This is a genomic window from Burkholderia ubonensis (assembly GCF_001718695.1).
In the GTDB taxonomy this organism is placed as follows: domain Bacteria; phylum Pseudomonadota; class Gammaproteobacteria; order Burkholderiales; family Burkholderiaceae; genus Burkholderia; species Burkholderia ubonensis_B.
Genome location: NZ_CP013422.1, coordinates 1,834,350 through 1,860,583 on the forward strand (window position 1 = coordinate 1,834,350; position 26,234 = coordinate 1,860,583).

General features: G+C 66.5%; 13 protein-coding genes and 1 pseudogene. 7 read left to right on the forward strand and 7 right to left on the reverse strand.

The features are described from left to right. Nucleotides 1-462 precede the first annotated feature (462 nt). The 7 genes and pseudogenes from WJ35_RS32770 to WJ35_RS27805 all read left to right on the forward strand — a co-directional run. Nucleotides 463-549 (forward strand): annotated as a pseudogene (locus WJ35_RS32770) (ESPR domain-containing protein); the annotation flags it as partial. A 345-nt stretch (nt 550-894) separates the two neighbouring features. After that, complete coding sequence (locus WJ35_RS32610) at nt 895-10,446, forward strand: YadA-like family protein (RefSeq protein ID WP_420480914.1); 9,552 nt, start codon at nt 895-897, stop codon at nt 10,444-10,446. 94 nt (nt 10,447-10,540) lie between these two features. Further along, nucleotides 10,541-11,212: an OmpA family protein gene (locus WJ35_RS27785; RefSeq protein WP_069240473.1), complete on the forward strand. Its 672-nt coding sequence runs from the start codon at nt 10,541-10,543 to the stop codon at nt 11,210-11,212. Between the two features lie 310 nt (nt 11,213-11,522). Then, a complete protein-coding gene (locus WJ35_RS27790; protein ID WP_069240474.1) occupies nt 11,523-12,668 on the forward strand; it encodes a DUF2827 domain-containing protein in 1,146 nt (381 codons plus the stop codon). Nucleotides 12,669-12,682: 14 nt separating this feature from the next. Continuing rightward, a complete protein-coding gene (locus tag WJ35_RS27795) occupies nt 12,683-13,837 on the forward strand; it encodes a DUF2827 domain-containing protein (RefSeq protein ID WP_060232417.1) in 1,155 nt (384 codons plus the stop codon). Nucleotides 13,838-13,860: 23 nt separating this feature from the next. After that, nucleotides 13,861-14,997 (forward strand): DUF2827 family protein, encoded by a 1,137-nt coding sequence (locus tag WJ35_RS27800; RefSeq protein ID WP_069240475.1) that lies wholly within the window; start codon nt 13,861-13,863, stop codon nt 14,995-14,997. Nucleotides 14,998-15,031: 34 nt separating this feature from the next. Beyond that, a complete protein-coding gene (locus tag WJ35_RS27805) occupies nt 15,032-16,996 on the forward strand; it encodes an FkbM family methyltransferase (protein WP_069240476.1) in 1,965 nt (654 codons plus the stop codon). Nucleotides 16,997-17,042: 46 nt separating this feature from the next. Here the strand turns inward: WJ35_RS27805 and WJ35_RS27810 are convergent, their stop codons facing one another. The 7 genes from WJ35_RS27810 to WJ35_RS27840 all read right to left on the reverse strand — a co-directional run bounded on the left by WJ35_RS27810 (nt 17,043) and on the right by WJ35_RS27840 (nt 26,183). Further along, nucleotides 17,043-17,474, reverse strand: a complete 432-nt coding sequence (locus WJ35_RS27810) for a hypothetical protein (protein ID WP_011880840.1) — start codon at nt 17,472-17,474, stop codon at nt 17,043-17,045. A 61-nt stretch (nt 17,475-17,535) separates the two neighbouring features. Continuing rightward, complete coding sequence (locus WJ35_RS27815; RefSeq protein WP_069240477.1) at nt 17,536-18,339, reverse strand: EAL domain-containing protein; 804 nt, start codon at nt 18,337-18,339, stop codon at nt 17,536-17,538. Nucleotides 18,340-19,080: 741 nt separating this feature from the next. Further along, the gene (locus tag WJ35_RS27820; RefSeq protein WP_069240478.1) at nt 19,081-20,223 is read right to left on the reverse strand and encodes a DUF2827 domain-containing protein; all 1,143 of its coding nucleotides are present in this window, start codon (nt 20,221-20,223) and stop codon (nt 19,081-19,083) included. A gap of 270 nt (nt 20,224-20,493) precedes the next feature. Continuing rightward, nucleotides 20,494-22,494, reverse strand: a complete 2,001-nt coding sequence (locus tag WJ35_RS27825; RefSeq protein WP_069240479.1) for an acetyl-CoA carboxylase biotin carboxylase subunit — start codon at nt 22,492-22,494, stop codon at nt 20,494-20,496. 49 nt (nt 22,495-22,543) lie between these two features. Beyond that, on the reverse strand, nt 22,544-23,329 hold the full coding sequence (locus WJ35_RS27830; RefSeq protein WP_059629167.1) for an enoyl-CoA hydratase/isomerase family protein: 786 nt from the start codon (nt 23,327-23,329) through the stop codon (nt 22,544-22,546). 23 nt (nt 23,330-23,352) lie between these two features. Next, nucleotides 23,353-24,960, reverse strand: a complete 1,608-nt coding sequence (locus WJ35_RS27835; protein ID WP_060232406.1) for a carboxyl transferase domain-containing protein — start codon at nt 24,958-24,960, stop codon at nt 23,353-23,355. 41 nt (nt 24,961-25,001) lie between these two features. Beyond that, entirely contained in the window at nt 25,002-26,183 is a 1,182-nt protein-coding gene (locus WJ35_RS27840) for an isovaleryl-CoA dehydrogenase (RefSeq protein ID WP_059753109.1), read from the reverse strand. Nucleotides 26,184-26,234 lie beyond the last annotated feature (51 nt).

Sequence of the window (26,234 nt, forward strand, 5' to 3'; positions counted from 1 at the left end):
TAAAAATGCCACTCATGATATTAAAATAGCGAATTGATAAATATGTTCATATTCTTGTAGATCGACATCGTGGTCGCATTACAGAACAGAAAGAAACATGCGTCGCGCAAACGTTTGCTATTCAATTCTTCCTACCTTTCCAGGGCCAAAATGCGCACCATCGCGCAAACAACCCATGCAAACCATTGATTTCACACGACTTTTATGCGTGAACATCAGACCTCCGGCACTTTACAAAAACAATTCTTCATACTTTCGGATTGGTTGTTAATCAATACATCAAATCGCGATGCATTAACGATTCTTTAAACTTCCACGCGCTACATTTATCACTTTTTGTCAATCTACAAATAACGCCTCAAATAAAATTCGCGCATCGATTAAGAGTTTCGCGCGAGCGCACGAAATATTCGTCTAATGAAAGGCGGTGTGTGCGGCGCGCTTATTTGGAGGTAGCAGGACATGAACCGCACATACCGCTCGATCTGGAACGAATCGCTTGGCGCCTGGGTCGCCGCATCGGAGCTCGACTCGGCACGGGGCAAGCCGAACAAATCCGCCGTCGCGAAGGCTGTTGCGGCAGTGGCGCTCGTCGCGGGGGCGACGGTCGGCAACGTCGCGCACGCGCAGTACAGTGCGGGCGGGTTCGGCGGCTCCGTCGTCGCGTCGGGGTCGCAGGCGATCGCGATCGGCGGCAACGCCGGCAGCACGACGACGGCCAGCGGCGCAACCTCGATCGCGATTGGCGCGAACGCGACAGCGTCGGGCAACTATTCGCAGGCATTCGGTCAGCGTTCCGTGGCCACCGGCTCGAGCTCGATCGGCATCGGTTCCGGCTCCACGGCACTCAATACCGGCGCGACCGCGGTCGGCAACGACACGACGGCATCGGGCATCAGTTCGGTCGCGCTGGGCGGCGGCAACAGCAGCGGCACGGGCGGTGCGGTCGCGGCAGGCACGAACGCGATCGCGATCGGCCGGTTCTCCAATGTCGATGCGGCGGCGACGTCGGGCGTTGCGATCGGCGCCAACTCGGTCGTCACGTCGGCCGGCACCGACGCAACGGCGCTGGGTTCCGCCGCGACCGCGGCGGCCAGCGGCGCGACCGCGCTCGGCAACGGCGCGACGGCCAACGTCGCCGGCTCGGTCGCGCTCGGCAAGAACGCCGTGACCACAAGCACGAGCGGTACGACGACGGCAGGCACCGGGGCCGTCGGCAGCGCGACGGTCGGCACGCAGACGTTCACCGGGTTCGCCGGCACGAGCTCGGCCGCGGGGGTCGTGAGCATCGGCAGCCCCGGCGCGGAGCGGCGGATCCAGAACGTCGCGGCCGGGCTCGTGACTTCGGGCAGCACCGATGCGGTCAACGGAAGCCAGCTCTATTCGGTCGCCAGCACGACGACGTCAAGTATCAGCAGTCTTTCGACTTCGACGTCGACGGGGCTGTCGACGGTTGGTAGTTCGATTACTTCGCTTTCTACGTCGACTTCGACCGGCATCAGTTCGTTGTCCACGGGCCTCAGTTCGACCAATAGTTCGGTGACATCGCTTTCTACGTCGACTTCCACGGGTATCAGCTCGCTGTCGACCGGGCTCAGTTCGACCAATAGTTCGGTGACGTCGCTTTCGTCGTCGACGTCGACCGGCCTCTCGTCGGCCAATAGCGCGATTACGTCGCTGTCTACGTCGACTTCCACGGGCATCAGCTCGTTGTCGACGGGTCTGAGCTCGACCAATAGTTCGGTGGTCTCGCTGTCCACCTCGACGTCGACCGGCATCAGCTCGCTGTCCACCGGCCTCAGCTCGACCAACAGCTCGGTGACGTCGCTTTCGTCGTCCACGTCGACGGGCTTGTCATCGGCCACCAGCTCGATCACGTCGCTGTCAACTTCGGCTTCGACGGGTCTGTCGTCGGCAACCAGTTCGATCAGCTCGCTTTCCACTTCGACCTCGACGGGTATCAGCTCGCTGTCGACGGGCCTGAGCTCGACCAACAGTTCCGTCGCTTCGTTGTCGACCTCCACGTCGACGGGGCTGTCGTCGGCCAATAGCTCGATCACGTCGCTGTCCACCTCGACGTCCACGGGCATCAGCTCGTTGTCGACAGGTCTCAGCTCGACCAATAGTTCGGTGGTCTCGCTTTCCACTTCGACCTCGACCGGTATCAGTTCCCTGTCGACGGGCCTGAGCTCGACTAATAGCTCGGTGACGTCGCTGTCGTCGTCCACGTCGACCGGCTTGTCATCGGCCACGAGTTCGATCACGTCGCTGTCCACCTCGACCTCGACCGGCATCAACTCGCTGTCCACCGGCCTCAGCTCGACCAACAGCTCGGTTACGTCGCTGTCGTCGTCCACGTCGACCGGCCTCTCGTCGGCGAATAGCTCGATCGCTTCGCTGTCCACGTCGACCTCGACAGGGATCAACTCGCTGTCGACCGGCCTCAGCTCGACCAACAGTTCGGTGACATCACTGTCGTCGTCCACGTCGACGGGCTTGTCGTCGGCAACGAGCTCGATCACATCGCTGTCCACCTCGACCTCGACCGGTATCAGCTCGTTGTCCACCGGCCTGAGCTCGACCAACAGTTCCGTCGCTTCGTTGTCGACCTCCACGTCGACCGGCCTCTCGTCGGCGACGAGCTCCGTCACGTCGCTGTCCACGTCGACCTCGACCGGTATCAGCTCGTTGTCGACGGGCTTGAGTTCGACCGATAGCTCGGTGGCCTCACTGTCGACTTCGACATCGACCGGTCTGTCGTCCGCGACCAGTTCGATCAGCTCGCTCTCCACGTCGGCCTCGACCGGTATCAGCTCGCTGTCGACCGGCCTCAGTTCGACCGACAGCTCGGTCGCCTCGCTCTCGACGTCCACGTCGACGGGCCTTTCGTCGGCGACCAGCTCGATCGGCTCTCTGTCCACGTCGACTTCCACGGGCATCAGCTCGTTGTCCACGGGTCTGAGCTCAACCAACAGCTCGGTTGCCTCGCTGTCGACCTCCACGTCGACCGGCCTCTCGTCGGCTAACAGCTCGATCGCCTCGCTCTCCACCTCGACCTCGACCGGCATCAGCTCGCTGTCGACGGGCCTGAGCTCGACCAATAGTTCGGTTACGTCGCTGTCGACTTCCACGTCGACCGGTCTTTCGTCGGCGAACAGCTCGATCGCCTCGCTGTCCACGTCGACTTCCACGGGCATCAGCTCGCTGTCCACGGGCCTGAGTTCGACCGACAGCTCCGTCGCTTCGCTGTCAACCTCCACGTCGACCGGCCTCTCGTCGGCGACCAGCTCGATCACCTCGCTGTCGACCTCGACGTCGACCGGCATCAGCTCGCTGTCCACCGGTCTCAGCTCGACCAACAGCACGGTCACCTCGCTGTCGACCTCCGCGTCGACCGGCATCTCGTCGGCCAACAGCTCGATCGCCTCGCTGTCCACGTCGACCTCGACCGGCATCAGCTCGCTGTCCACCGGCCTGAGCACGGTCACGACCAAGACCGACAATCTCGGCAACAGCACTGCCGCGGCGCTCGGCGGCGGCGCCACCTACAATCCGGCGACCGGCGCGGTTTCCGCTCCGTCGTACACCACGTACAACGCTAACGGCACGACGTCCACCGCGAACAGCGTCGGCTCGGCGATCGACAGCATCAACAGCCAGGGCATCAAGTACTTCCACGCGAATTCGACGGCGGCCGACAGCCAGGCGCTCGGCACCGACTCGGTCGCGATCGGCCCGAACGCCATCGCCAACAACGCCGGCGACGTCGCGCTCGGCAGCGGTTCCGTCACCGCGGCGCCCAACCCGACGTCGACGGGTACCGTCGGCGGCGTGACCGCCACGTTCGCGGGCGGCAATCCGAGCAGCGTGGTGAGCGTCGGCAATGCGAGCACGGGCACCACGCGTCAAATCACCAATGTCGCGGCAGGCCAAATCACGGCGAACAGCACGGACGCGATCAACGGCTCCCAACTCTTCGCGACCAATTCCATCGTGGATTCGCTGTCGACGACGGTATCGTCGTCCAGCAGCGCGATCTCGTCGCTGTCGACCGGCATCACTTCGTTGTCGACGGGGCTCAGCTCGACTGATAGTTCGGTGGCGTCGTTGTCGACCTCGACGTCGACGGGTTTGTCGTCGGCAACCAGCTCGATCAGCTCGCTGTCGACGGGCCTCAGCTCGACCAATAGCTCCGTTGCGTCGCTGTCGACCTCCACGTCGACCGGTATTTCGTCGGCTAACAGCTCGATCGCTTCGCTGTCCACGTCGACTTCCACGGGCATCGGTTCGCTGTCGACCGGCCTGAGCTCGACCGATAGTTCGGTGGCGTCGTTGTCGACTTCGACGTCAACGGGGCTGTCATCGGCGACGAGCTCGATCAACTCGCTGTCGACGGGCCTCAGCTCGACCGATAGCTCGGTGGCTTCGCTGTCGACTTCCACGTCGACGGGTCTCTCGTCGGCGAACAGCGCGATCAGCTCGCTCTCGACGTCGACCTCGACGGGCATCAACTCGTTGTCCACGGGCCTCAGCTCAACCGACAGCACCGTGGCTTCGCTGTCGACCTCGACGTCGACGGGCTTGTCGTCGGCGACCAGCTCGATCAGCTCGCTGTCCACGTCGACTTCGACCGGCATCAACTCGTTGTCCACGGGCCTCAGCTCGACCGACAGTTCCGTCGCTTCGCTGTCGACCTCCACGTCGACCGGCCTCTCGTCAGCGAACAGCTCGATCACGTCGTTGTCCACGTCGACCTCGACGGGCATCAACTCGCTGTCCACGGGCCTCAGCTCGACCGACAGCTCGGTCGCTTCGCTCTCGACGTCCACGTCGACTGGCCTGTCGTCGGCAACCAGCTCGATCAGCTCGCTGTCCACGTCGACTTCGACCGGCATCAACTCGCTGTCGACCGGCCTGAGCTCGACCGACAGCTCGGTCGCTTCGCTGTCGACCTCCACGTCGACCGGCCTCTCCTCGGCAACCAGCTCGATCAGCTCGCTGTCCACGTCGACCTCGACGGGCATCAGCTCGCTGTCGACGGGCCTCAGCTCGACCGACAGCACGGTCGCTTCGCTGTCGACCTCGACGTCGACCGGCCTGTCGTCGGCAACCAGCTCGATCAGCTCGCTGTCCACCTCGACTTCGACGGGCATCAGCTCGCTGTCGACCGGCCTGAGCTCGACCGACAGCTCGGTCGCTTCGCTGTCGACCTCCACGTCGACCGGTCTGTCGTCGGCGACCAGCTCGATCAGCTCGCTGTCCACCTCGACCTCGACGGGCATCAACTCGTTGTCCACGGGCCTGAGCTCGACCGACAGCTCGGTCGCTTCGCTGTCGACCTCCACGTCGACCGGCCTCTCGTCGGCGACCAGCTCGATCAGCTCGCTGTCCACGGGCCTCAGCTCGACCGATAGCTCGGTCGCTTCGCTGTCGACCTCCACGTCGACCGGTCTGTCGTCGGCGACCAGCTCGATCAGCTCGTTGTCTACCTCGACCTCGACGGGTATCAACTCGTTGTCGACTGGCCTGAGCTCGACCAACAGCTCGGTCGCTTCGCTGTCGACTTCCACGTCGACTGGTCTGTCGTCGGCGAACAGCTCGATCACGTCGCTGTCCACCTCGACTTCGACCGGCATCAACTCGCTGTCGACGGGCCTCAGCTCGACCGATAGCTCGGTCGCTTCGCTGTCGACCTCCACGTCGACCGGTCTGTCGTCGGCCAACAGCTCGATCGCGTCGCTCTCCACGTCGACCTCGACCGGCATCAGCTCGCTGTCGACCGGCCTGAGCTCGACCGACAGCTCCGTCGCTTCGCTGTCGACCTCCACTTCGACCGGCCTCTCGTCGGCAACCAGCTCGATCGCGTCGCTCTCCACGTCGACCTCGACCGGTATCAGCTCGCTGTCGACCGGCCTGAGCTCGACCGACAGCTCGGTCGCGTCGCTGTCGACCTCCACGTCGACGGGTCTCTCGACGGCGACCAGCTCGATCACGTCGCTGTCCACCTCGACTTCGACCGGCATCAACTCGCTGTCAACGGGCCTCAGCTCGACCGATAGCTCGGTGGCTTCGCTGTCGACTTCCACGTCGACGGGTCTCTCGTCGGCGACCAGCTCGATCGCGTCGCTGTCCACGTCGACCTCGACGGGCATCAACTCGTTGTCCACGGGCCTGAGCTCGACCGACAGCTCCGTCGCTTCGCTGTCGACCTCCACGTCGACGGGTCTCTCGACGGCCAACAGCTCGATCGCGTCGTTGTCCACATCGACTTCGACGGGCATCAGCTCGCTGTCGACCGGCCTGAGCTCGACCGATAGCTCGGTTGCGTCGCTGTCGACCTCCACGTCGACCGGTATTTCGTCGGCCAACAGCTCGATCGCGTCGCTCTCCACGTCGACTTCGACGGGCATCAGCTCGCTGTCGACCGGCCTGAGCTCGACCGACAGCTCCGTCGCGTCGCTGTCGACCTCCACGTCGACGGGTCTGTCGTCGGCAACCAGCTCGATCACCTCGCTCTCCACGTCGACCTCGACGGGGATCAACTCGCTGTCGACGGGCCTCAGCTCGACCGATAGCTCGGTGGCTTCGCTGTCGACTTCGACGTCGACGGGTCTCTCGTCGGCGAACAGCTCGATCACCTCGCTGTCCACGTCGACTTCCACGGGCATCAGCTCGTTGTCGACGGGCCTGAGCTCGACCGACAGCTCGGTCGCTTCGCTGTCGACCTCCACGTCGACCGGCCTGTCGTCGGCGAACAGCTCGATCTCGTCGCTGTCCACGTCGACTTCGACCGGCATCAGCTCGCTGTCCACCGGCCTCAGCTCGACCGATAGCTCGGTCGCGTCGCTGTCGACCTCCACGTCGACCGGTCTGTCGTCGGCCACCAGCTCGATCGCGTCGCTGTCCACGTCGACCTCGACCGGCATCAGCTCGCTGTCCACCGGCCTGAGCTCGACCGACAGCTCGGTCGCGTCGCTGTCGACCTCCACGTCGACCGGTCTCTCGACGGCCACCAGCTCGATCGCGTCGCTGTCCACGTCGACTTCGACCGGCATCAGCTCGCTGTCCACCGGCCTGAGCTCGACCGATAGCTCGGTTGCGTCGCTGTCGACTTCCACGTCGACCGGTCTGTCGTCGGCGAATAGCTCAATCGCTTCGCTCTCCACGTCGACTTCGACGGGCATCAACTCGTTGTCCACCGGCCTCAGCTCCACCGATAGTTCGTTGACGTCGCTGTCGACCTCGACGTCAACGGGGTTGTCGTCGGCGACGAGTTCGATCAGCTCGCTGTCCACCTCGACCTCCACGGGCATTAGCTCGCTGTCGACGGGCCTCTCGTCCACGAGCAGCTCGATCTCGTCGTTGTCCACCTCGACTTCGACGGGCATCAGCTCGCTGTCGACGGGTCTGAGCTCGACCGACAGTTCCGTCGCTTCGCTGTCGACCTCCACGTCGACCGGTCTCTCGTCGGCCACCAGCTCAATCAGCTCGCTGTCGACCGGCCTCAGCTCGACCGACAGCTCCGTCGCCTCGCTGTCGACTTCCACGTCGACGGGTCTCTCGTCGGCCACCAGCTCGATCGCGTCGCTGTCCACGTCGACCTCGACCGGCATCAGCTCGCTGTCCACCGGTCTGAGCTCGACCGATAGCTCCGTCACTTCGCTGTCGACCTCCACGTCGACCGGTATCTCGTCGGCCACCAGCTCGATCGCGTCGCTGTCCACGTCGACCTCGACCGGCATCAGCTCGCTGTCGACCGGCCTCAGTTCGACCGATAGCTCGGTCGCGTCGCTCTCGACCTCGACGTCAACGGGGTTGTCGTCGGCGACGAGTTCGATCAGCTCGCTCTCCACGTCGACTTCGACGGGCATCAACTCGCTGTCCACCGGCCTGAGCTCGACCGACAGCTCCGTCGCTTCGCTGTCGACTTCCACGTCGACGGGTATCTCGACGGCCACCAGCTCGATCGCGTCGCTGTCCACGTCGACCTCGACGGGCATCAACTCGCTGTCCACCGGCCTGAGCTCGACCGACAGCTCCGTCGCTTCGCTGTCGACTTCCACGTCGACGGGTCTCTCGACGGCCACGAGCTCGATCAGTTCGCTGTCCACGTCGACCTCAACCGGTATCAGCTCGTTGTCCACGGGTCTCAGTTCGACCGATAGCTCGGTCGCGTCGCTCTCGACCTCGACGTCGACGGGGTTGTCGTCGGCGACGAGCTCGATCACATCGCTGTCCACCTCGACTTCGACCGGCATCAGCTCGCTGTCCACCGGTTTGAGCACGACGGATAGCACGGTGACGTCCCTGTCGACGTCCACGTCGACGGGTCTGTCGTCGGCCGCCAGCTCGATCACGTCGTTGTCCACCTCGACTTCGACCGGTATCAGCTCGTTGTCGACCGGCCTGAGTTCCACCGATAGCTCGGTGACGTCGCTGTCGACCTCCACGTCGACCGGTCTGTCGTCGGCGACCAGCTCGATCAGCTCGCTGTCGACTTCGACGTCGACCGGCATCAGCTCGCTGTCGACCGGCCTCAGCTCGACCAACAGCTCGGTGGCGTCGCTCTCGACCTCCACGTCGACGGGCCTGTCGTCGGCCACCAGCTCGATCACGTCGCTGTCCACCTCGACCTCGACCGGCATCGGTTCCCTGTCCACCGGCCTCAGCTCGACCAACAGCACCGTCGCTTCGCTGTCCACCTCGACCTCGACCGGCCTCAGCTCCCTGTCCACCGGCCTGAGCACGACCGACAGCACCGTCGCTTCGCTGTCGACCTCGACCTCGACCGGCCTGTCGTCGGCGACCAGCTCGATCACGTCGCTGTCCACCTCGACCTCGACCGCGATCGAGGCCGCGAAGACGCACTACTACAGCGTCAACGACAACGGCACGCAGCAAGGCAACTACGCCAACGACGGCGCGACGGGCGTCAACGCGCTCGCAGCCGGCGTGAACGCCAGCGCCGCGGGCGCGAGCAGCGTCGCGGTCGGCGACGGCTCGAACGCGTCGTCAAACGGCGCGGTCGCCATCGGCCAGAACGCATCGGCGACCGGCGGCAAGGCGGTGTCGATCGGCTCCGGCAACACGGCGAGCGGCGACGGCGCGGTCGCGATCGGCGACCCGAGCGTCGCAACGGGCACCGGCGCCGTGGCGATGGGCGCGAACGACACGGCGACCGGCACCGGCGCAGTGGCGCTCGGCAACGCGAACACGGCAACCGGCAACGGCGCGCTCGCCCTCGGCAGCAACGCGGTCGCCAGCGCCACCGGTGCGCAAGCCTACGGCTCCGCCGCAGCGGCCACGGCCACCGACGCCCTCGCGTTCGGCACGAACGCGCAGGCCAACGTCGCCAACTCGATCGCGATGGGCGCGAACTCGACCACGAGCAATGCAGTCGCGGTGTCGAGCATGACGGTCGGAGGCGTCACGTACGCGGTCAGCGGCATCGCACCGGTGGGCGTCTTCAGCGTCGGCGCGCCGGGCGCGGAACGCCAGATCACGAACGTCGCCGCAGGCCGCGTCTCGGCCACCAGCACGGACGCGATCAACGGCAGCCAGCTCAACGCGACGAACCAGGCCGTCAACAGCCTGTCGACGTCGACGGCGTCGAACATCTCGTCGCTGTCGACCGGGATCGGCTCGCTGTCCACCGGCCTGAGCTCGACCAACAGCACCCTCACGTCGCTGTCCACGTCGACCTCGACCGCCATCAGCTCGCTGTCGACCGGCCTGAGCTCGACCAACAGCAACCTCACGTCGCTGTCCACGTCGACCTCGACCGGCATCGGCTCGCTGTCGACGGGCCTCAGCTCGACGAACAGCACGGTGGCGTCGCTGTCGACCGGCGTGACGACCATCAACAACACGCTGAACCAGCTGTCGACGACGCTGAACAACAACCAGACGCGCACGGCGAACAACAACGGCGTCGCGGCCGACATGAACGGCACCGGCACCGACCGTCCGACCGTCACCGCCGGCTCGAACTCGGTGGCGATCGGCGCGAATTCGACCGACGGCGGCCGCTCGAACGTGGTGTCGGTCGGCAACGACACGCAGCAGCGCCAGATCGTCAACGTCGCGCCGGGCACGCAAGGCACCGATGCGGTCAACGTCAACCAGCTCAACGCGGTGTCGTCGACGATGTCGACGGCGCTGTCGGGCCAGCAGGCGCAGATCAACAACCTCGGCTCGCAACTGCAGCAAACCGACCAGATGGCGAAGCAGGGTATCGCGGCCGTCGGCGCGATGGCGTCGATCCCGCAGCTCGACCGCGACGCCAACTTCGGGATGGGTGTCGGCGCATCGACGTTCCTCGGCCAGAAGGCGATGGCGGTCAACATGCAGGCGCGGATCACCGAGAACCTGAAGGCGTCGATCAACGGCGGCTTCAGCGGCAGCCAGCGCGTGATCGGCGCCGGCATGCTGTATCAGTGGAAATAACCCGTCGCGCAGCACGCCGCCCGTCCGGCCCACCGGCCGGGCGGCGGGCGGCGTGCCGCGCGCTTCAGTCAACTCCAGTTTTGAGGACGTAACCGTGAACAAACTCACTTTCGCGCTCGCGCTCTCCGCGATAACCCTCGCCGCCTGCTCCAGCGCGTCCGGCCCGACGTTCAGCGCATCCGAGCTGCAGCCGCGCGACGGCGTGCGCACTTACCAGGTCGACTGCCACGGCGTGCTGTCGGGCCCGCAGACCTGCATGAACGCCGCGCGCAAGATCTGCGGCGAGCAGCCGGTGCGCGTCGCCGATTCGGCGCATGCACTGCGCGACCATGCCGACCCGGCCACGCTGGTGTTCCAGTGCGGCGCCGCACCGGCCGAAACGGCCGCGCCCGTGCCGACACCGGCGCCCGCGCCCGCGGCGGTCGAACATGTGAATCTCGCGGGCGACGCGCTGTTCGCCACCGGGCTGGCGACGCTCACGCCGACCGCCCGCGCGTCGCTCGACAAGCTGCTGAGCGAACGCGAAGACCGCACGTACACCGAAGTGACGGTCACCGGCTATACCGACTCGGCCGGCAGCGACGCGTCCAATCTCGCGCTGTCGAAGCGCCGTGCGGACGTCGTCGCGCGCTACCTGCACGCGCACGGGCTGAAAGCTCTTACGATGACGGTCGCCGGCCGCGGCAGCGCCGATCCGGTCGGGTCGAACGCGACGGCCGAAGGCCGTGCGGCGAACCGCCGCGTCGAGATCTCGCTGAAGCGCTGACGCGCCGAACAGCGGCCCCGGCGCCGACCCTCCGCTATGTCAAACATCGTCATGGCCCTCCACAAACCGGCGATTTCCGTGCCACAATCGCCGCAGACTGTCGCCGGAACTTTCCGCCCGCGTCGCGCGCCGTGCCAGCTTCGCGCGACGACACACCGGAATCCGGCGGCCGCCTCGCGATCCGCGCCGCCCGATCCGTCGTCAGCGCGCGCCGACGCGAACGCAACCACGACAATCCACGGCGCGCCGTCCGCAGGCCAGTCGCTCGACACCAGCGCCTGACGCGCGACGCCGCAGAGGAAACCAACCGGTGACGTACATCGATCAAGCCGCGTCAGGCGGCACTCGCAGAGAACGCCCGGCCGTCGGCATCTCGCTGTTCGCGCGAGACGGCCAGGCGATCTGGGAAAACGGCATCCACCAGAACATCGCGTACCTCGCGATGATGCTGAAGCGCTCCGACCGCGTCGGCCCCGTCTACTTCCTGAACGGCGGCGACGCACGCGCGCTGCCCGCCGGGCTCGACCTCGACGGCCTCGACGTGCCGCTCGTGCAGCCGAACGACGTCACGCACGCACTCGACGTCGTGATCGAGATGGGCGCGCAACTGCCGGTCGAATGGCTCAAGCACATGAAGGCGCTCGGCAAGAAGCGCATCGCGTGCTTCGTCGGCCATACCTACAGCGGCCTCGCCGAAACGCCGATCTTCGAGAAGCCGTCCGGGCACATCTTCAACGGCGCGCCGTTCGACGAAGTGTGGGTGCTGGAGAAATCGAAGACGATCGACGTGCCGCTGCTGCGCACGCTCACGCGCGCGCCGGTCCATACGATTCCGCACATCTGGTCGCCGTACTTCCTCGACCGGCGCATTGCCGCGCTCGCGGGCGAAGGCGCGACGTTCGGCTACCAGCCGGGCCGCGCGGCCTGGCGGCTCGCGACGCTCGAGCCGAACATCTCGGTCGTGAAGACCTGCCATATCCCGATGCTCGCGTGCGAGGAGCTCTATCGCGCGCGCCCGGAAGCGGTCGAGCTCCTGTTCGTCGTCAATTCGATGCACCTGAAGGAGCACCCGACCTTCCTGCACTTCGCGAACAGTCTCGACCTCGTCCGCCAGCACAAGGCGACCTTCGAGCCGCGCATCGACCTGCCCGGCTTCATGGCGCGCCACGCGGACGCGGTCGTCTCCCATCACTGGGAAAACCCGCAGAACTATCTGTACTACGACGTGCTGTACGGCGGCTATCCGCTGATCCACAACTCGACGCTGCTCGGCGACGCCGGCTACTACTACCCGGATTTCGATGCGGCGACGGGCGGCCGCGCGCTGCTCGACGCATGGCAGCATCACGACACGCGGCTCGATGACTACCGCGCGAAGGCCGACCGGCTGCTGAAGTCGGTCTCGATCGACAACCCCGCGAACCTCGACGCGTTCGTCGCGCGTCTGGTCGCCTGAACCGGAGCACACGCATGTCGGACTCCAATGCCCGTCAAGCGCCCGGCGAGGGCAAGCGTCTCGTCGTCGGCGTGTCGCTGTTCGTGCGCGGCGCCGGCCAGTCGCTGTGGGAAAACGGCATCTTCCAGAACTGCCTGCTGCTGATCCTGCTGCTGCGGCAGTCGCCGCTCGTCGCGGAAGCCGTGATGGTGAACGGCGGCGAACAGGTCGCCGATCCGCAGATGATGCTCGGCGAATGGAACGTGCCGCTCCTGTCGATGGACGAGGCGATGCAGCGCTGCGACGTGCTGATCGAGATGAGCGCGCAGTTCAACGCCGATTACCTGCGCGCGTTCCGCGAGCGCGGCGGCAAGGTGGTGACGATGCGGGTCGGCAACGACTACGTGATCGACATCGAGCGCGCGATGTTCAACAAGCCGTCGGGCTTCCTGTTCTCCGGCGCACCGTACGACAGCGTGTGGACGATTCCCGAATTCGAGCGTTCGTGCCTGCATTACTACCAGACGGGCCTGCGCGCGCCGGTGACGATCGTCCCGCACATCTGGCATCCGCTGCTGTTCGACAAGGCGCGCGCGACACTCGGGCCCGGCCTCTCGTTCGGCTACCAGCCCGGCAAGCCACGCTGGCGCGTGACGATGTTCGAGCCGAACATCTGCATGGTGAAGACGAGCATCATCCCGATGCTCGTGACCGAGGAAGCGTATCGCGCGAAGCCGGATTTCCTGGAGATCGTGCGCGTGTGCAACACGCTGCACCTGAAGGACCACACGACGTTCGTCCACTTCGCGAAGCGCCTCGACATCGTCGATCACGGCCTCACGACGTTCGAGAGCCGCTATGCGGTGTACGAGTTCATGGCGGCGTTCGGCGACGCGGTGGTGTCGCACACGTGGGAGAACGCGCAGAACTATCTGTATTACGAACTGCTGTACGGCGACTATCCGCTGATCCACAACTCGCCGTTCCTCGGCGACGCCGGGTATTTCTATCCTGACTTCGACTGCCAGGCCGGCGGCCGCGCGCTGCTGCAGGCGTTCGCGGAGCACGACGCGAACCTCGACACGTACCGCGAGCGCTCGAAGCGCGTACTCGATTCGGTCAGCATCTACAACCCGGACAACGTCGCCGCGTATACGGACGCGATCGCGTCGCTCTATCGCGACGCCTGACTCACCGCGGACGGAGAGCCGACATGAAGATCAACGTTGCGATAACGATCAACGTGCAGCGCGACGCGGCGCAATCGATCTGGTACAACGGCGCGAACCAGCACTGCGTGTACCTGGCCATGCTGCTGAAGCAGTCGCCGCTCGTCGGCAACGTCTGGCTCGCGCACGACGACGGCATCGCCGACTATCCGGAAGCGCTGATGATGGACGAATTCCGCGACGCGCTGCGGCCGCTGTCGGCAATCGTCCACCAGACCGACCTGCTGATCGAGATGAACGCGTTCATTCATCCGAGCCATGCGGACGCGGTCCGGCAGCGCGGCGGCAAGTGCGTGTCTTACCGTTTCGGCAACGACTACGTGATCGCGGTCGAAACGATCAACTTCGGGAAGAACGACTGGCGGCCCAACCCGCATCGCGTGCAGTTCGACGAGATCTGGACCAACCCGCAGCATGCGCACACCTGCGCGGCCTATTTCCAGGCGGTCTACCGCGCGCCCGTGTTCGTGCTGCCGCACATCTGGTCGCCGTACTTCATCGAGCGCAGCCTCGACGCCGATCCCGAGCTGAAGGCGCGTTTCGGCTACCGGAACCACGGGCTTGCGAAGCGCATCGCGTTCTTCGAGCCGAACCTCAACGTCGTCAAGAGCGCCGTCGTGCCGATGCTCGCGGCGAACGCGTGCTACGTCGCGCATCCGGAGCTGGTCGAGCACGTCTACATGACCAATACGTTCGACAAGAAGGAAAACGTCGCCTTCAAGCATCTCGCGCTCGGGCTGGAAATGGTCCAGGACGGCAAGGCAACCGCTGACGTGCGCGCGCCGTTCGTCGCATGGGCCGCACACCACACCGACATCGTCGTGTCGCACCATTGGGAAAACGGCCTGAACTACCTGCTCTACGACGCGCTGTACGGCAACTACCCGCTGGTGCACAACTCGCCGTTCCTGCGCGACGTCGGCTACTACTACGCGGACTTCGACATCTTCGACGCGGCGCGGGCGATCGCCACCGCCGCGCAGACCCACGATGCGCGGCTCGACGACTACGCGGCGGCGGCACGCCGCTGCCTGCAACAGGTCGATACGCTCGCCGAGCACAACGTGCGTACGTATTCGGAGCAGATCCAGCGCCTGTTCGGCGGCCGTACGCCGGGCTGACGGCCTTCCCCACATCCCACCCATCCGCGCGCCGATGAATCAGACCATCCGCAATTTCGTCGTGATCGAATCGATCCACGGCCCGTTCCTGATCAATCGGCACTGCGACCTGCAGGCCGACGCGCTGATCAAGACCGGCCGCCCGCATATCCAGCGCGAGCTCGACACGATCATGCACGTGATCGACCAACTGCCCGACGGCGCGATCGCGGTGGACGGCGGCGCGAACGCCGGGCTGGTGTGCGTGCCGATTGCGCACCGGCTGCGCGAGCGCGGCGGCCAGGTGTACGCCTTCGAGCCGCAGCGCACGCTCTATCATGCGCTGGGCGGCACCATCGCGCTCAATGAGCTCGACAACCTCCATCTGCTCAACATGGGGCTCGGCAGCAGCAACGGCACGATGAAGGTGCCGGACGTCGACTACGGACGCGCGAGCGACTTCGGCCAGGTCTCGCTCGTCGGCGAACACGCGGCGGGCGGCACGCCGACGCCGATCGTCAGACTCGATTCGCTCGGCCTGCCGCGGCTCGATTTTCTGAAGCTCGACATCGAAGGGATGGAGATCGACGCGCTGCGCGGCGCGCGGCAGCTGATCGAAACGCATCTGCCGTGGTGCTGGATCGAGTACTGGAAGGTCGGCATGGAGGCGATCGCCGACACGTTCGCCGGGCTCGACTACACGTTCTTCCAGATCGACGGGCTCAACATGCTGTGCGTGCCGAATGCGCGCTGGGACCGGCAGCGGTTGTTCATCTCGGGCGAGCCGCTCGTCACCGCGCCGGCTGCGCAACGCGGCGCTGCCGCCGCTGCGATAGCGGACGCCGACGCGCCCGAAACGAACTGGAACCGCGCGCTCGAGCACGAGGCGCGCTGCGAATGGGGGCACGCGATCGACCGCTGGCTACGCGCGCGCGGCCGCGGCCTCGACGACGATGCGATCGCGTTCCAGCTCGCGTCGTGCTACGGCTTCGCCGGCGTGCCCGACGCCGGCCTCGCGGCGCTCGAACGCTTCGGCGACCGGGCCGTACTGCCCGACCCGCTGCGCGGCCGCGTCGAGCTGGCACGCTCGGCGCTGCTGCTGCGCGCCGGTCGGCGCGACGAAGCGGCACGCGCGACCATCGTCAGCGAGAAAGTGCTGAGCGCCGCGCAGTTCGGGTTGCCGATCGAGCGGCTCTACGACGGCCAGCCGCTGCACGGCAAGCGGCTGCTCGTGGTCAGCTACGGCGGCATTGGCGATCAGCTTCAATACGCGCGCTACCTGCATGCGCTCGACGCGCTCGGCTGCGCGGCGGTGACGGTCATCGTCCCGGCCGCGCTGGCCACGCTGATGCGCCACACGTTCCCGCAGATCGAATTCGTCGCCGCGCAGGGCCCGTGGATCGACGCGTCGGAACTTGCACACGATTACTGGTGCTCGTTCCTCGTGCTGGCCGCAATCTTCGGCTTTGCGCCGGCGCCGGAGCACGCACCGGCCACCTATCTGTCATGCCCGCCGGAGCGCGCGGCCGCGTGGCGCGAGCGCATCGCGCGCGACGGCAGCGCGCCCGGCACGCGCCGCATCGGGCTGAACTGGCGCGGTCGCGAAGAGAGCGACGCACGCTTTCTGCGAGCGGCCAGCGTGCGCGATCTGGCGCCGCTCGCACGCCTGCACGGACACGCGGCGTACTGCGTGAATCGCGAAATGTCCGCGCAGTCCGAGCAGACGGATCTGCCGATCACCTTCGCGCATCATGCGATCGAGGATTTCAGCGACCTGGCCGCGCTGATGCTCGCGATGGACGCGGTCGTCACGACCTGCACCGCGCATATCCATCTGGCCGGCGCGTTGGGCGTGCCGGCAGTTCTGCTGCTGAGCCCGAAGGCCGATGCGCGCTGGGAAACCGGTTCGCAGACGGCGCTGTACCGCAGTGTCCGGATAGCGCGCGCCGCCCATCCCGGCCGATGGGATGACGCGATCGATCGCGCGCTCACGTACGTGCTTGGAGAGTTCCGGAAGTGACTGACGAAGCGGCCGACGACAAGCGGCCGACACCCGCGATCGGCCGCTAGGCCGGCTCGCGCTGTGCGCGCCACGTGGCGAATACGCGGCCATGCCGTTGCCCGATGCGCGCCACGCGCGCGAAACAGCGCGCCGCCATCCCGCTGAAGCCGCGCGCCTGCTGCGCGAGGCTGCCCGACACACCGCGCGCGATCACCGAATCGTCGCCGCAGGCGCCGGCGAACACGCCGGCAAAATAATGCCGCGCCGCGCACTCGCGGCCGTCGGCATCGAGCGGCTTCAGCGCGCGAATATGCCGTTCGACGGCTTTCAGGCCTTCGAGAAACGGGGCGATGTCGACGGCCGCATCGGCTGCCTCGCGGGCTTCGGCATTGAACTCCCGCAGCATGTCGGCCAGCTCGGCGAGCGCGACCAGCGCGCCTGCGCCATCGCGCCGCTCGTGCACCCCGTGTCCGGTCTTCAGCTTCGTCACCGCCATGCTCTCGCTCCTTTGCGATCCGCCATTGTCCGATACCGTACCGACGCGTGCTGCCACGCTGTCACGCGGCGGCCGGCGACCGCCACGAGAAGCGGATGCCCTGCGCCCACGCGACGCCGGAATCCACCAGAATCTCCCGGTCGAGCTCGGTCTCCACGCCTTCGACGACGACGTGCCCCGCGTTCTCGTGCGCGAACGCAATGAGCCGGCGAAACTGGTAGCGCCCGATCGCATTGCGCTTGATCAGCGATAGCACCGACCGGTCCAGCTTCACGATGTCCGGACGGCCGACCACGAAATGGTTGTGCGCGCTGTGGCCCGCGCCGAAATCGTCGATCGCGATCCGGCAGCCGGCCTGGCGGAACCGATGCACGAACGCGCGCCCGGCAACGGGGTTCAGCGGCTCCGTCTCCGTGATCTCGACGACCAGCCGCGCTGCAACCGACGGCTCACGTTCGAGGCGCCGGAAGATCGCTAGCCACGCGCTGTCGAGCACCGCACTCGCCGCCGCGATGTTGCAGCCGTATACGGCATTCGGATCGGCACGCAGCGCATCGATCGTCCGGCTGACCACGAGCTGGTCGAACCAGCGCATCAGGCCGAGCGCCTCGAGGCGCGGCAGAAATGCGCCTGGCGCCAAACTCTCGCCCGCGCCCCAGCGCAACCGCGCGAGGCATTCGTGATACAGAACGCCGCCGGACAGATCGGCCCGGCATACGGGCTCGCGCGCGAACCCGAGCCGGCTTTCGACGAAACTGCGTACCGACGCGGAATCCGGGTGATCGTCCGACGCGCCGAACACGCACTCGATATCGTCCCGATTCCGTTCCCTGTTAGCCTCCAGGCGAGGTTCGACCGCATTCATCCGGCGCTCCGGCAAATGGCGAGCCGCCGATGGACGGCCCGCGCTCACGAAACATATGGCAGATGCCGACCACGACACGTGCCACCGCTTACCCGGCCCATCCTCAGGTTTTCATCTTTTCCGACAGCGTACGTTTCATGCCGGCGCGCCGTCAAACACGGCATTGTCAAGGATATTCAAATACCATTAATACACCACGCACCCGATTCATTGACGGTGCGGCAGGTCACATAACCCGCCGATTCGGAAACAATCGGGTTCGGCCGCCGGCGCCTCTCATCCGCCGACACTCAGCATGGTTCGATTTGTTCGAAAACGCCTGAACGTTATTAATTTGATGTGACGATTATGTATTTTCGATATTGGCGGCCGAATCCGCCGAATCTGCCGAAACGCAACGCCGTCGCGCCACGCGGCAGAACAATCAATAGCAAATATTAAGTGTCCGGTCGCGGCCGGATCGAATGCCGCTGCCGCAAGCGAGATTGATAACTCACAAAGCGCAATTTTGAAAAATCAAATAGACAATTGATCTTCAAATAATCTTACGATTATCTGCCGAAAGATGTTTAACAATCTTTCAGACCAGTTAACCTATAAAATTATTTCTGACGGACTTCCCCCTCGGAGCCGTCGATTTTCGTGCCTTCAAACCGTCGAATCTCCCCGTTTCGACGGTTTCTTTTTTTATCGCGTCGCCAGCGATTGTCTCGGACCTGAATCCGGGAATCGCGTTGCCCGTCACGCGAGCGTCGCGCCGATCAGATTCGCGAACAGCGCGTCGTACTCGGCGACGAGCGCGGGGTTCGCGGACGTATAGCGCCGCAGGATCTTGCGCTGGCGCAGCGCATACCCTTGCCAGTCGTCGTCGTGCGTGCGCAGCGCGCGCAGCAGCGCGTCAGCGCCCTGCTGCACGTCGTTGTCCGGGTAGTAGTAGCCGAGATCGGGCGCGAGGCTCGCGTTGTGCACGAGCGGATAGCCCTGCCAGCACACGTCGAAGTAGAAGTAGTTGAGCGGGTTTTCCCATTGGTGCGACACGACGATGTCGGTCAGCTCGGACAGGAACACCGGCGTGTCGAAGCGGCCGACGAAACTCGCCTTGCCGGCGCGCACGACCTCCAGGTAGTTCATCAGCATCACGAACTCCTGGCTCTCGCGCGCGAGACGGTCCGCGTTCGTCACGTGCGTAAACGCGATCGCGTCCGGCTCGCGGCGATACGCCTCGTCGATGATCAGCAGCGGATACACGCAGAACTTCACGACGTTGTGGTTCGGCTCCATCACCGTGAGCCGCTTCGCGGGCGTGCCGCTCGGCCGGTATTCGCCGTGCCCGGGCAGCGTGCCGGCGCGCTCGGCCAGGAACATCGGATCCCAGACGAACGGCACGACGCGCCCCGGGCAGCGGCGCAGCGACTGCAGGAACGGCAGCGACGACGGCGCGATCTGCGGGATCGCCCACACCTCGTCGAAGCCGCGGTTGATGAAGAGCGAATCCCACAGCCGGCGGCCGAACAGCATCGACTCCATCGCGTTGATGTACTCGACGCCGCAGCAATAGCTGACGAGCTTCGCGCCGCGCGCCTTCAGGTATGCGGTCTGCGCGGCGTCGATCTGCCCGCCGAGCTCGATCAGCACGTCGAGCGTGTCCTTCGCGTCGGCGAACGCGCGCGTGTCGTACACCGCGCGATCCCACGGCAGCGCATCGGTCAGCGGCACGTCGGTGGTGTTGACGAGCGTCACGCGGTAGCCGTGCGGCGACGCCATCAGCAGCTTCGCGAGGAACAGCGCGTTCTGCTTGATGCCGTTGATCCACAGGCTTTCGTCGGGGGCGCGCAGGCCGATCGTGATGCCGATGCGCAGGCCGTTCAGGACAGGAGACGTCATCGTGGGCGGGAGGAGAGATGGACTGGACGCAGTGTAGCGCGGCCGGCAGCCGCGCGAACTATCCGCCAGTCTAGCGCAGCGTGCGCCGCCCGACTGTCATGGATCGTCATGCGCCGCGCGGGCGCCCGGCCACTCGAACCAGAGCCCGCGCGCACGCTTTTCACGCGTTGCCAACGCAGATCAACCTGCTGCTTGCCGCTGCCGCTGCCGCTGCGACGGCAGCCGGCGTCTCGCCCGGCCGCGCCGGCCGACGCTCGGCCGCTGCCTGCGTCAGCCTTCCGCCATCACGAGCAGTTGCGCGCCGTCGGCGACCTGGTCGCCGACGCCGTACAGCACTTCCGCGACGACGCCCGCGCTCGGCGCGCCGATCGTGTGCTCCATCTTCATCGCTTCCATCACGATCAGCGGCGTGCCCGGCTCGACCGCCTGCCCGGCCTCGACCAGCACCGCGATCACCTTGCCCGGCATCGGCGCGGTCAGGCGCCCGCCGCCGTGCTCGGTGTCGCCCGCGTGCGCGAGCAGGTTGCGCCATTCGAACGATTCGGACGCGCCCTGCGTGAACACGTGGAACGTGTCGCCGTCCGCATACACGCGGCCGCTGCTGCGCACGCCGTCGAGCGTCACGTCGAAGTCGAGCGGGCTCGCGCCGCGCGTCCACGCGAACGGCTGCGCCGGCGCGTCGCCGATCGCGAGGCACGCACGGCCGCCGTCGTCGTCGTACGCGACCGTCAGGTCCACTTCGCGCTCCGGCTCATGCCATTCGAGCGTGCGGCGGTAGCCGGCATTCAGGCGCCAATCCGGCAGCGCGCACCACGGCGAGCGGCCCGCATGCGCGGCCGCGTCGCGCTCGCGCGCGAACAGCGCCGCACAGGCGAGCGCGAGCGCCGCGCGCGGCGGCTGTTGCGGCGCGAACAGCGTGTCGTGGTTGCGCTCGATCAGGCCGGTGTCGAGATCGGCCGTCGCGAACGGCTCGCACGCGACGATCCGCTGCAGGAACGCGGCATTCGTATGAAGCCCCACCACCTCGCATTCACGCAGCGCGCGCATCATCCGGCCGAGCGCTTCCTCGCGGTCCGCGCCGTGCACGATCAGCTTCGCAATCATCGGGTCGTAGAACGGCGTGATCGCATCGCCCTCGCGCACGCCGCTGTCGACGCGCACCGGCGCGCCGGTCGCGAACTCGACGCCGTCGGGCAGGCGCAGGTGCTTCAGCGTGCCGGTCGACGGCAGGAAGCCGCGCGCGGGGTTCTCCGCGTACAGGCGCGCCTCGATCGCATGCCCGGTCACGTGCAGTTGGGCCTGCTGCAACGGCAGCGGTTCACCCGCCGCGACGCGCAGTTGCCACTCGACGAGATCGAGGCCCGTCACCATCTCGGTGACTGGATGCTCGACCTGCAGGCGCGTGTTCATCTCCATGAAGTAGAACGCGTCGCCCGTCATGATGAATTCGACGGTGCCCGCGCCGACATAGCGGACCGCGCGCGCGGCCGCGACCGCCGCCTCGCCCATCGCCCGCCGCACCTCATCCGGCAGGCCCGGCGCCGGCGCTTCCTCGAGCACCTTCTGGTGACGGCGCTGCACCGAGCAGTCGCGGTCGAACAGGTAGACCGTATTGCCGTGCGTGTCGCCGAACACCTGCACTTCGACGTGGCGCGGGCGCGTCAGGTACTTCTCGATCAGCACGCGGTCGTTGCCGAAGCTGCTCGCCGCCTCGCGCTGGCACGACGCGAGCGCCGCCGGGAAATCGTCGGAGCGCTCGACGACGCGCATCCCCTTGCCGCCGCCGCCCGCGCTCGCCTTCAGCAGCACCGGGTAGCCGATCGCATCGGCCTCGCGATGCAGCAGCGCCGCGTCCTGCTCGTCGCCGTGATAGCCGGGCACGAGCGGCACCGCGGCCGCATGCATCAGCGCCTTCGCGGCGGCCTTCGAGCCCATCGCGGCGATCGCGTCGACCGGCGGCCCGATGAACACGATGCCGGCCAGCTCGCACGCATGCGCGAAGTCCTCGTTCTCGGACAGGAACCCGTAGCCGGGATGGATCGCCTGCGCGCCGGTCGCGCGCGCGGCTTCGATGATGCGCTCGATGCGCAGGTAGCTATCGGCAACCGCCGCGCCGCCGATATGCACGGCCTCGTCGCACGCGGCGACGTGCTTCGCGTGCGCGTCCGCGTCGGAATAGACGGCGACGCTCGCGATGCCGAGACGTCGGCACGTCGCGGCGACCCGGCAGGCGATTTCGCCGCGGTTGGCGATCAGAATCTTGTCGAACATGGCTTCGATGTCGTCCGGTAAGGGATGGGGTTCGCGCTGCGCGCTGCTGTCACGCCCGCCATGACGGCGTGCGCTTCTCCAGGAACGCGGCGATGCCCTCGCGCGCTTCCGCGCCCGCGCGGGTCCGCGCAATCCATTCGGCGGTCTGCTCGATCAGCGCTGCGTCGAGCGGACGGCCCGCGACGTCGGCCACGAGGCGCTTGCACGCCTGCACCGCATCGGGCCCGTTCGCGACCAGCGTCGCCGCGAGCTGCTCGACCGTCTCGTCGAGCGCATCGGCCGGCACCGCTTCGTGCACGAAGCCGAGCGCCGCCGCGCGCGCGCCGTCGAACACTTCCGCCGTCGTGAAGTAGCGCCGCGCCGCGCGCTCGCCCATCGCGCGCACCACGTACGGCGCGATCGTCGCCGGGATCAGCCCGAGCCGCGCCTCGGACAGGCAGAACTTCACGCCGTCCGCCGCGATCGCGATGTCGGCGGCGGCAACGAGGCCGACGCCGCCCGCATACGCATCGCCATGCACGCGCGCGATCACCGGCTTGCCGCAGCGGTGGATCGCCTCGAGCATCCGCGCGAGCTTGCGCGCGTCGGCGCGGTTCTCGTCGTCCGAGTAGCCGGCCATCTTCTTCATCCAGTTCAGGTCCGCGCCCGCGCAGAACGCGGTTCCTTCCGCCGCGAGCACCACCGCGCGCACGCCGGCGTGCGCGTCGAGCCATTCGAACGCGGTCGTCAGCTCCGCGATCATCGTCTCGTTGAACGCGTTGCGCACGTCGGGGCGCGCCAGCGTGACGGTCGCGACGCGGTTTGCTTCGTTGACCTTGATGGTTTCGTATCGCATCGTCCGCTCCTTGCTCTTGCTCGTTACATCCGGAACACGCCGAAGCGCGTGTCGTCGATCGGCGCGTTCATCGACGCCGCGAGGCCCAGGCCGAGCACGTCGCGCGTCTGCGCGGGATCGATCACGCCGTCGTCCCACAGCCGCGCGCTCGCGTAGTACGGATGCCCCTGGCGCTCGTACTGGTCGCGAATCGGCTGCTTGAACGCCTCTTCGTCGTCGCTCGACCACGTGCCGCCCTTCGCCTCGATGCCGTCGCGGCGCACCGTCGCGAGCACCGATGCGGCCTGCTCGCCGCCCATCACCGAGATCCGCGCGTTCGGCCACATCCACAGGAAGCGCGGGCCGAATGCACGCCCGCACATCCCGTAGTTGCCCGCGCCGAACGAGCCGCCGATGATCACCGTGAACTTCGGCACCTTCGCGTTCGACACGGCCGTCACCATCTTCGCGCCATGCCGCGCGATCCCTTCGTTCTCGTACTTGCGGCCGACCATGAAGCCGGTGATGTTCTGCAGGAACACGAGCGGGATCTTGCGCTGGCAGCACAGCTCGATGAAATGCGCGCCCTTCACCGCCGATTCGGAAAACAGGATGCCGTTGTTCGCGACGATCCCGACCGGATGGCCCCAGATGTGCGCGAAGCCCGTGACGAGCGTCGTGCCGTAGCGCGCCTTGAATTCGTCGAATTCGGAATCGTCGACGATGCGCGCGATCACCTCGCGCACGTCGAACGGCTTGCGCGTGTCGACGGGGATCACGCCGTACAGGCTCTGCGCGTCGTAGCGCGGCGGCTTCGGCTCGCGCAGCGTCACCGGCGACGCGAGCTTCGGCGCGAGGTGGTCGACGATGTTGCGCGCGATCGACAGCGCATGCGCGTCGTTCTGCGCGAGATGGTCGGCCACGCCCGACAGGCGCGTGTGCACGTCGCCGCCGCCGAGATCCTCGGCGCTCACTTCCTCGCCGGTCGCCGCCTTCACGAGCGGCGGGCCGCCGAGGAAGATCGTCCCCTGGTTCTTCACGATGATCGACTCGTCGCTCATCGCCGGCACGTATGCGCCGCCCGCGGTGCACGAGCCCATCACGACCGCGATCTGCGCGATGCCCGCCGCCGACATCGTCGCCTGGTTGTAGAAGATGCGGCCGAAGTGGTCGCGGTCGGGGAACACGTCGTCCTGGTTCGGCAGGTTCGCGCCGCCCGAATCGACGAGGTACACGCACGGCAGGCGGTTTTCCGCGGCGATCTCCTGCGCGCGCACGTGCTTCTTCACCGTGACCGGGTAGTAGGTGCCGCCCTTGACCGTCGCGTCGTTGCAGACGATCACGCACTCGCGGCCCGCGATCCGGCCGATGCCGGTGATGATCCCCGCGCCCGGCGCGTCGTCGTTGTACATGCCGTTCGCCGCGAGCTGCGACAGCTCGAGGAACGGCGTGCCCGGATCGAGCAGCTGCGCGATCCGGTCGCGCGGCAGCAGCTTGCCGCGCGACAGGTGCTTGTCGCGCGCGGCCGGGCCGCCGCCCTGCGCGAGCTGTTCGATCTTCGCGCGCAGGTCGGCGACGACCGCCTCGAGCGCCGCGGCATTCGCGCGGAATTCTTCCGAGCGCGGGTTCAGCTTGGATTCGATGATCGGCATCGACGGGGCTCCGTTCGCGTGGCGTGGGCGTGACGTGGGCGTTACAGCGTTTCCGCGAACAGCTCGCGGCCGATCAGCATCCGGCGGATCTCGCTCGTGCCGGCGCCGATTTCGTAGAGCTTCGCGTCGCGCCACAGGCGGCCGACCGGGTATTCGTTGATGTAGCCGTTGCCGCCGAGAATCTGGATCGCCTCGCCCGCCATCCACGTCGCCTTCTCGGCCGTGTAGAGGATCACGCCCGCGCAGTCCTTGCGCACCTGGCGAATGTGGTCGCTGCCGGCCGAGTCGAGATGGCGGCCGACCGCGTACAGGTACGCGCGGCACGCCTGGAACGTCGTGTACATGTCGGCGACCTTGCCTTGAATGAGCTGGAATTCGCCGATCGCCTGGCCGAACTGCTTGCGGTCGTGGATGTACGGCACCACCGCGTCGAGACACGCGGCCATGATGCCGGTCGGGCCGCCCGACAGCACCGCGCGCTCGTAGTCGAGGCCGCTCATCAGCACCTTCACGCCGCCGTTGAGCTGGCCGAGGATGTTCTCTTCCGGCACCTCGACGTCCTCGAACACGAGCTCGCCCGTGTGCGAGCCGCGCATCCCGAGCTTGTCGAGCTTCTGCGCGACCGAGAAGCCCTTCATCCCCTTCTCGACGATGAACGCGGTGATGCCGCGCGGGCCGGCTTCGATGTCGGTCTTCGCGTAGACGACGAGCGTGTCGCAGTCGGGGCCGTTGGTGATCCACATCTTCGTGCCGTTCAGCACGTAGCGGTCGCCGCGCTTGTCCGCGCGCAGCTTCATGCTGACGACGTCGGAGCCCGCGTTCGGCTCGCTCATCGCGAGCGCGCCGATGTGTTCGCCCGAGACGAGCTTCGGCAGGTATTTCCGTTTCTGCGCGTCGGTGCCGTTGCGGTGGATCTGGTTCACGCACAGGTTCGAGTGCGCGCCGTACGACAGGCCGATCGACGCGGACGCGCGCGAGATCTCCTCCATCGCGACCATGTGCGCGGTGTAGCCCATGTTCGCGCCGCCGTATTCTTCCGAGACGGTCATCCCGAGCACGCCGAGGTCGCCGAACTTCTTCCACAGATCCATCGGGAACTGGTCGGTGCGATCGACTTCCGCCGCGCGCGGCGCGATTTCCTTCGCCGCGAAGTTCGCGACGGCGTCGCGCAGCATCTCGATGTCTTCACCGAGCATGAATTGCACGCCGGGCAAGTTGATCATGTCTCCTCCGTCTCCAGAAAGTGCGTGCGTTGCGCGCACCGATTTCTGAGT

Excerpts from the sequence above, each read along its gene's own strand:
- WJ35_RS27795 (WP_060232417.1), top strand. The coding sequence starts at position 12,683 with ATGTCGGACTCCAATGCCCGTCAAGCGCCCGGCGAGGGCAAGCGTCTC.
- WJ35_RS27800 (WP_069240475.1), top strand. The coding sequence starts at position 13,861 with ATGAAGATCAACGTTGCGATAACGATCAACGTGCAGCGCGACGCGGCG.
- WJ35_RS27805 (WP_069240476.1), top strand. The coding sequence starts at position 15,032 with ATGAATCAGACCATCCGCAATTTCGTCGTGATCGAATCGATCCACGGC.
- WJ35_RS27810 (WP_011880840.1), bottom strand. The coding sequence starts at position 17,474 with ATGGCGGTGACGAAGCTGAAGACCGGACACGGGGTGCACGAGCGGCGC.
- WJ35_RS27815 (WP_069240477.1), bottom strand. The coding sequence starts at position 18,339 with ATGAATGCGGTCGAACCTCGCCTGGAGGCTAACAGGGAACGGAATCGG.
- WJ35_RS27820 (WP_069240478.1), bottom strand. The coding sequence starts at position 20,223 with ATGACGTCTCCTGTCCTGAACGGCCTGCGCATCGGCATCACGATCGGC.
- WJ35_RS27825 (WP_069240479.1), bottom strand. The coding sequence starts at position 22,494 with ATGTTCGACAAGATTCTGATCGCCAACCGCGGCGAAATCGCCTGCCGG.
- WJ35_RS27830 (WP_059629167.1), bottom strand. The coding sequence starts at position 23,329 with ATGCGATACGAAACCATCAAGGTCAACGAAGCAAACCGCGTCGCGACC.
- WJ35_RS27835 (WP_060232406.1), bottom strand. The coding sequence starts at position 24,960 with ATGCCGATCATCGAATCCAAGCTGAACCCGCGCTCGGAAGAATTCCGC.
- WJ35_RS27840 (WP_059753109.1), bottom strand. The coding sequence starts at position 26,183 with ATGATCAACTTGCCCGGCGTGCAATTCATGCTCGGTGAAGACATCGAG.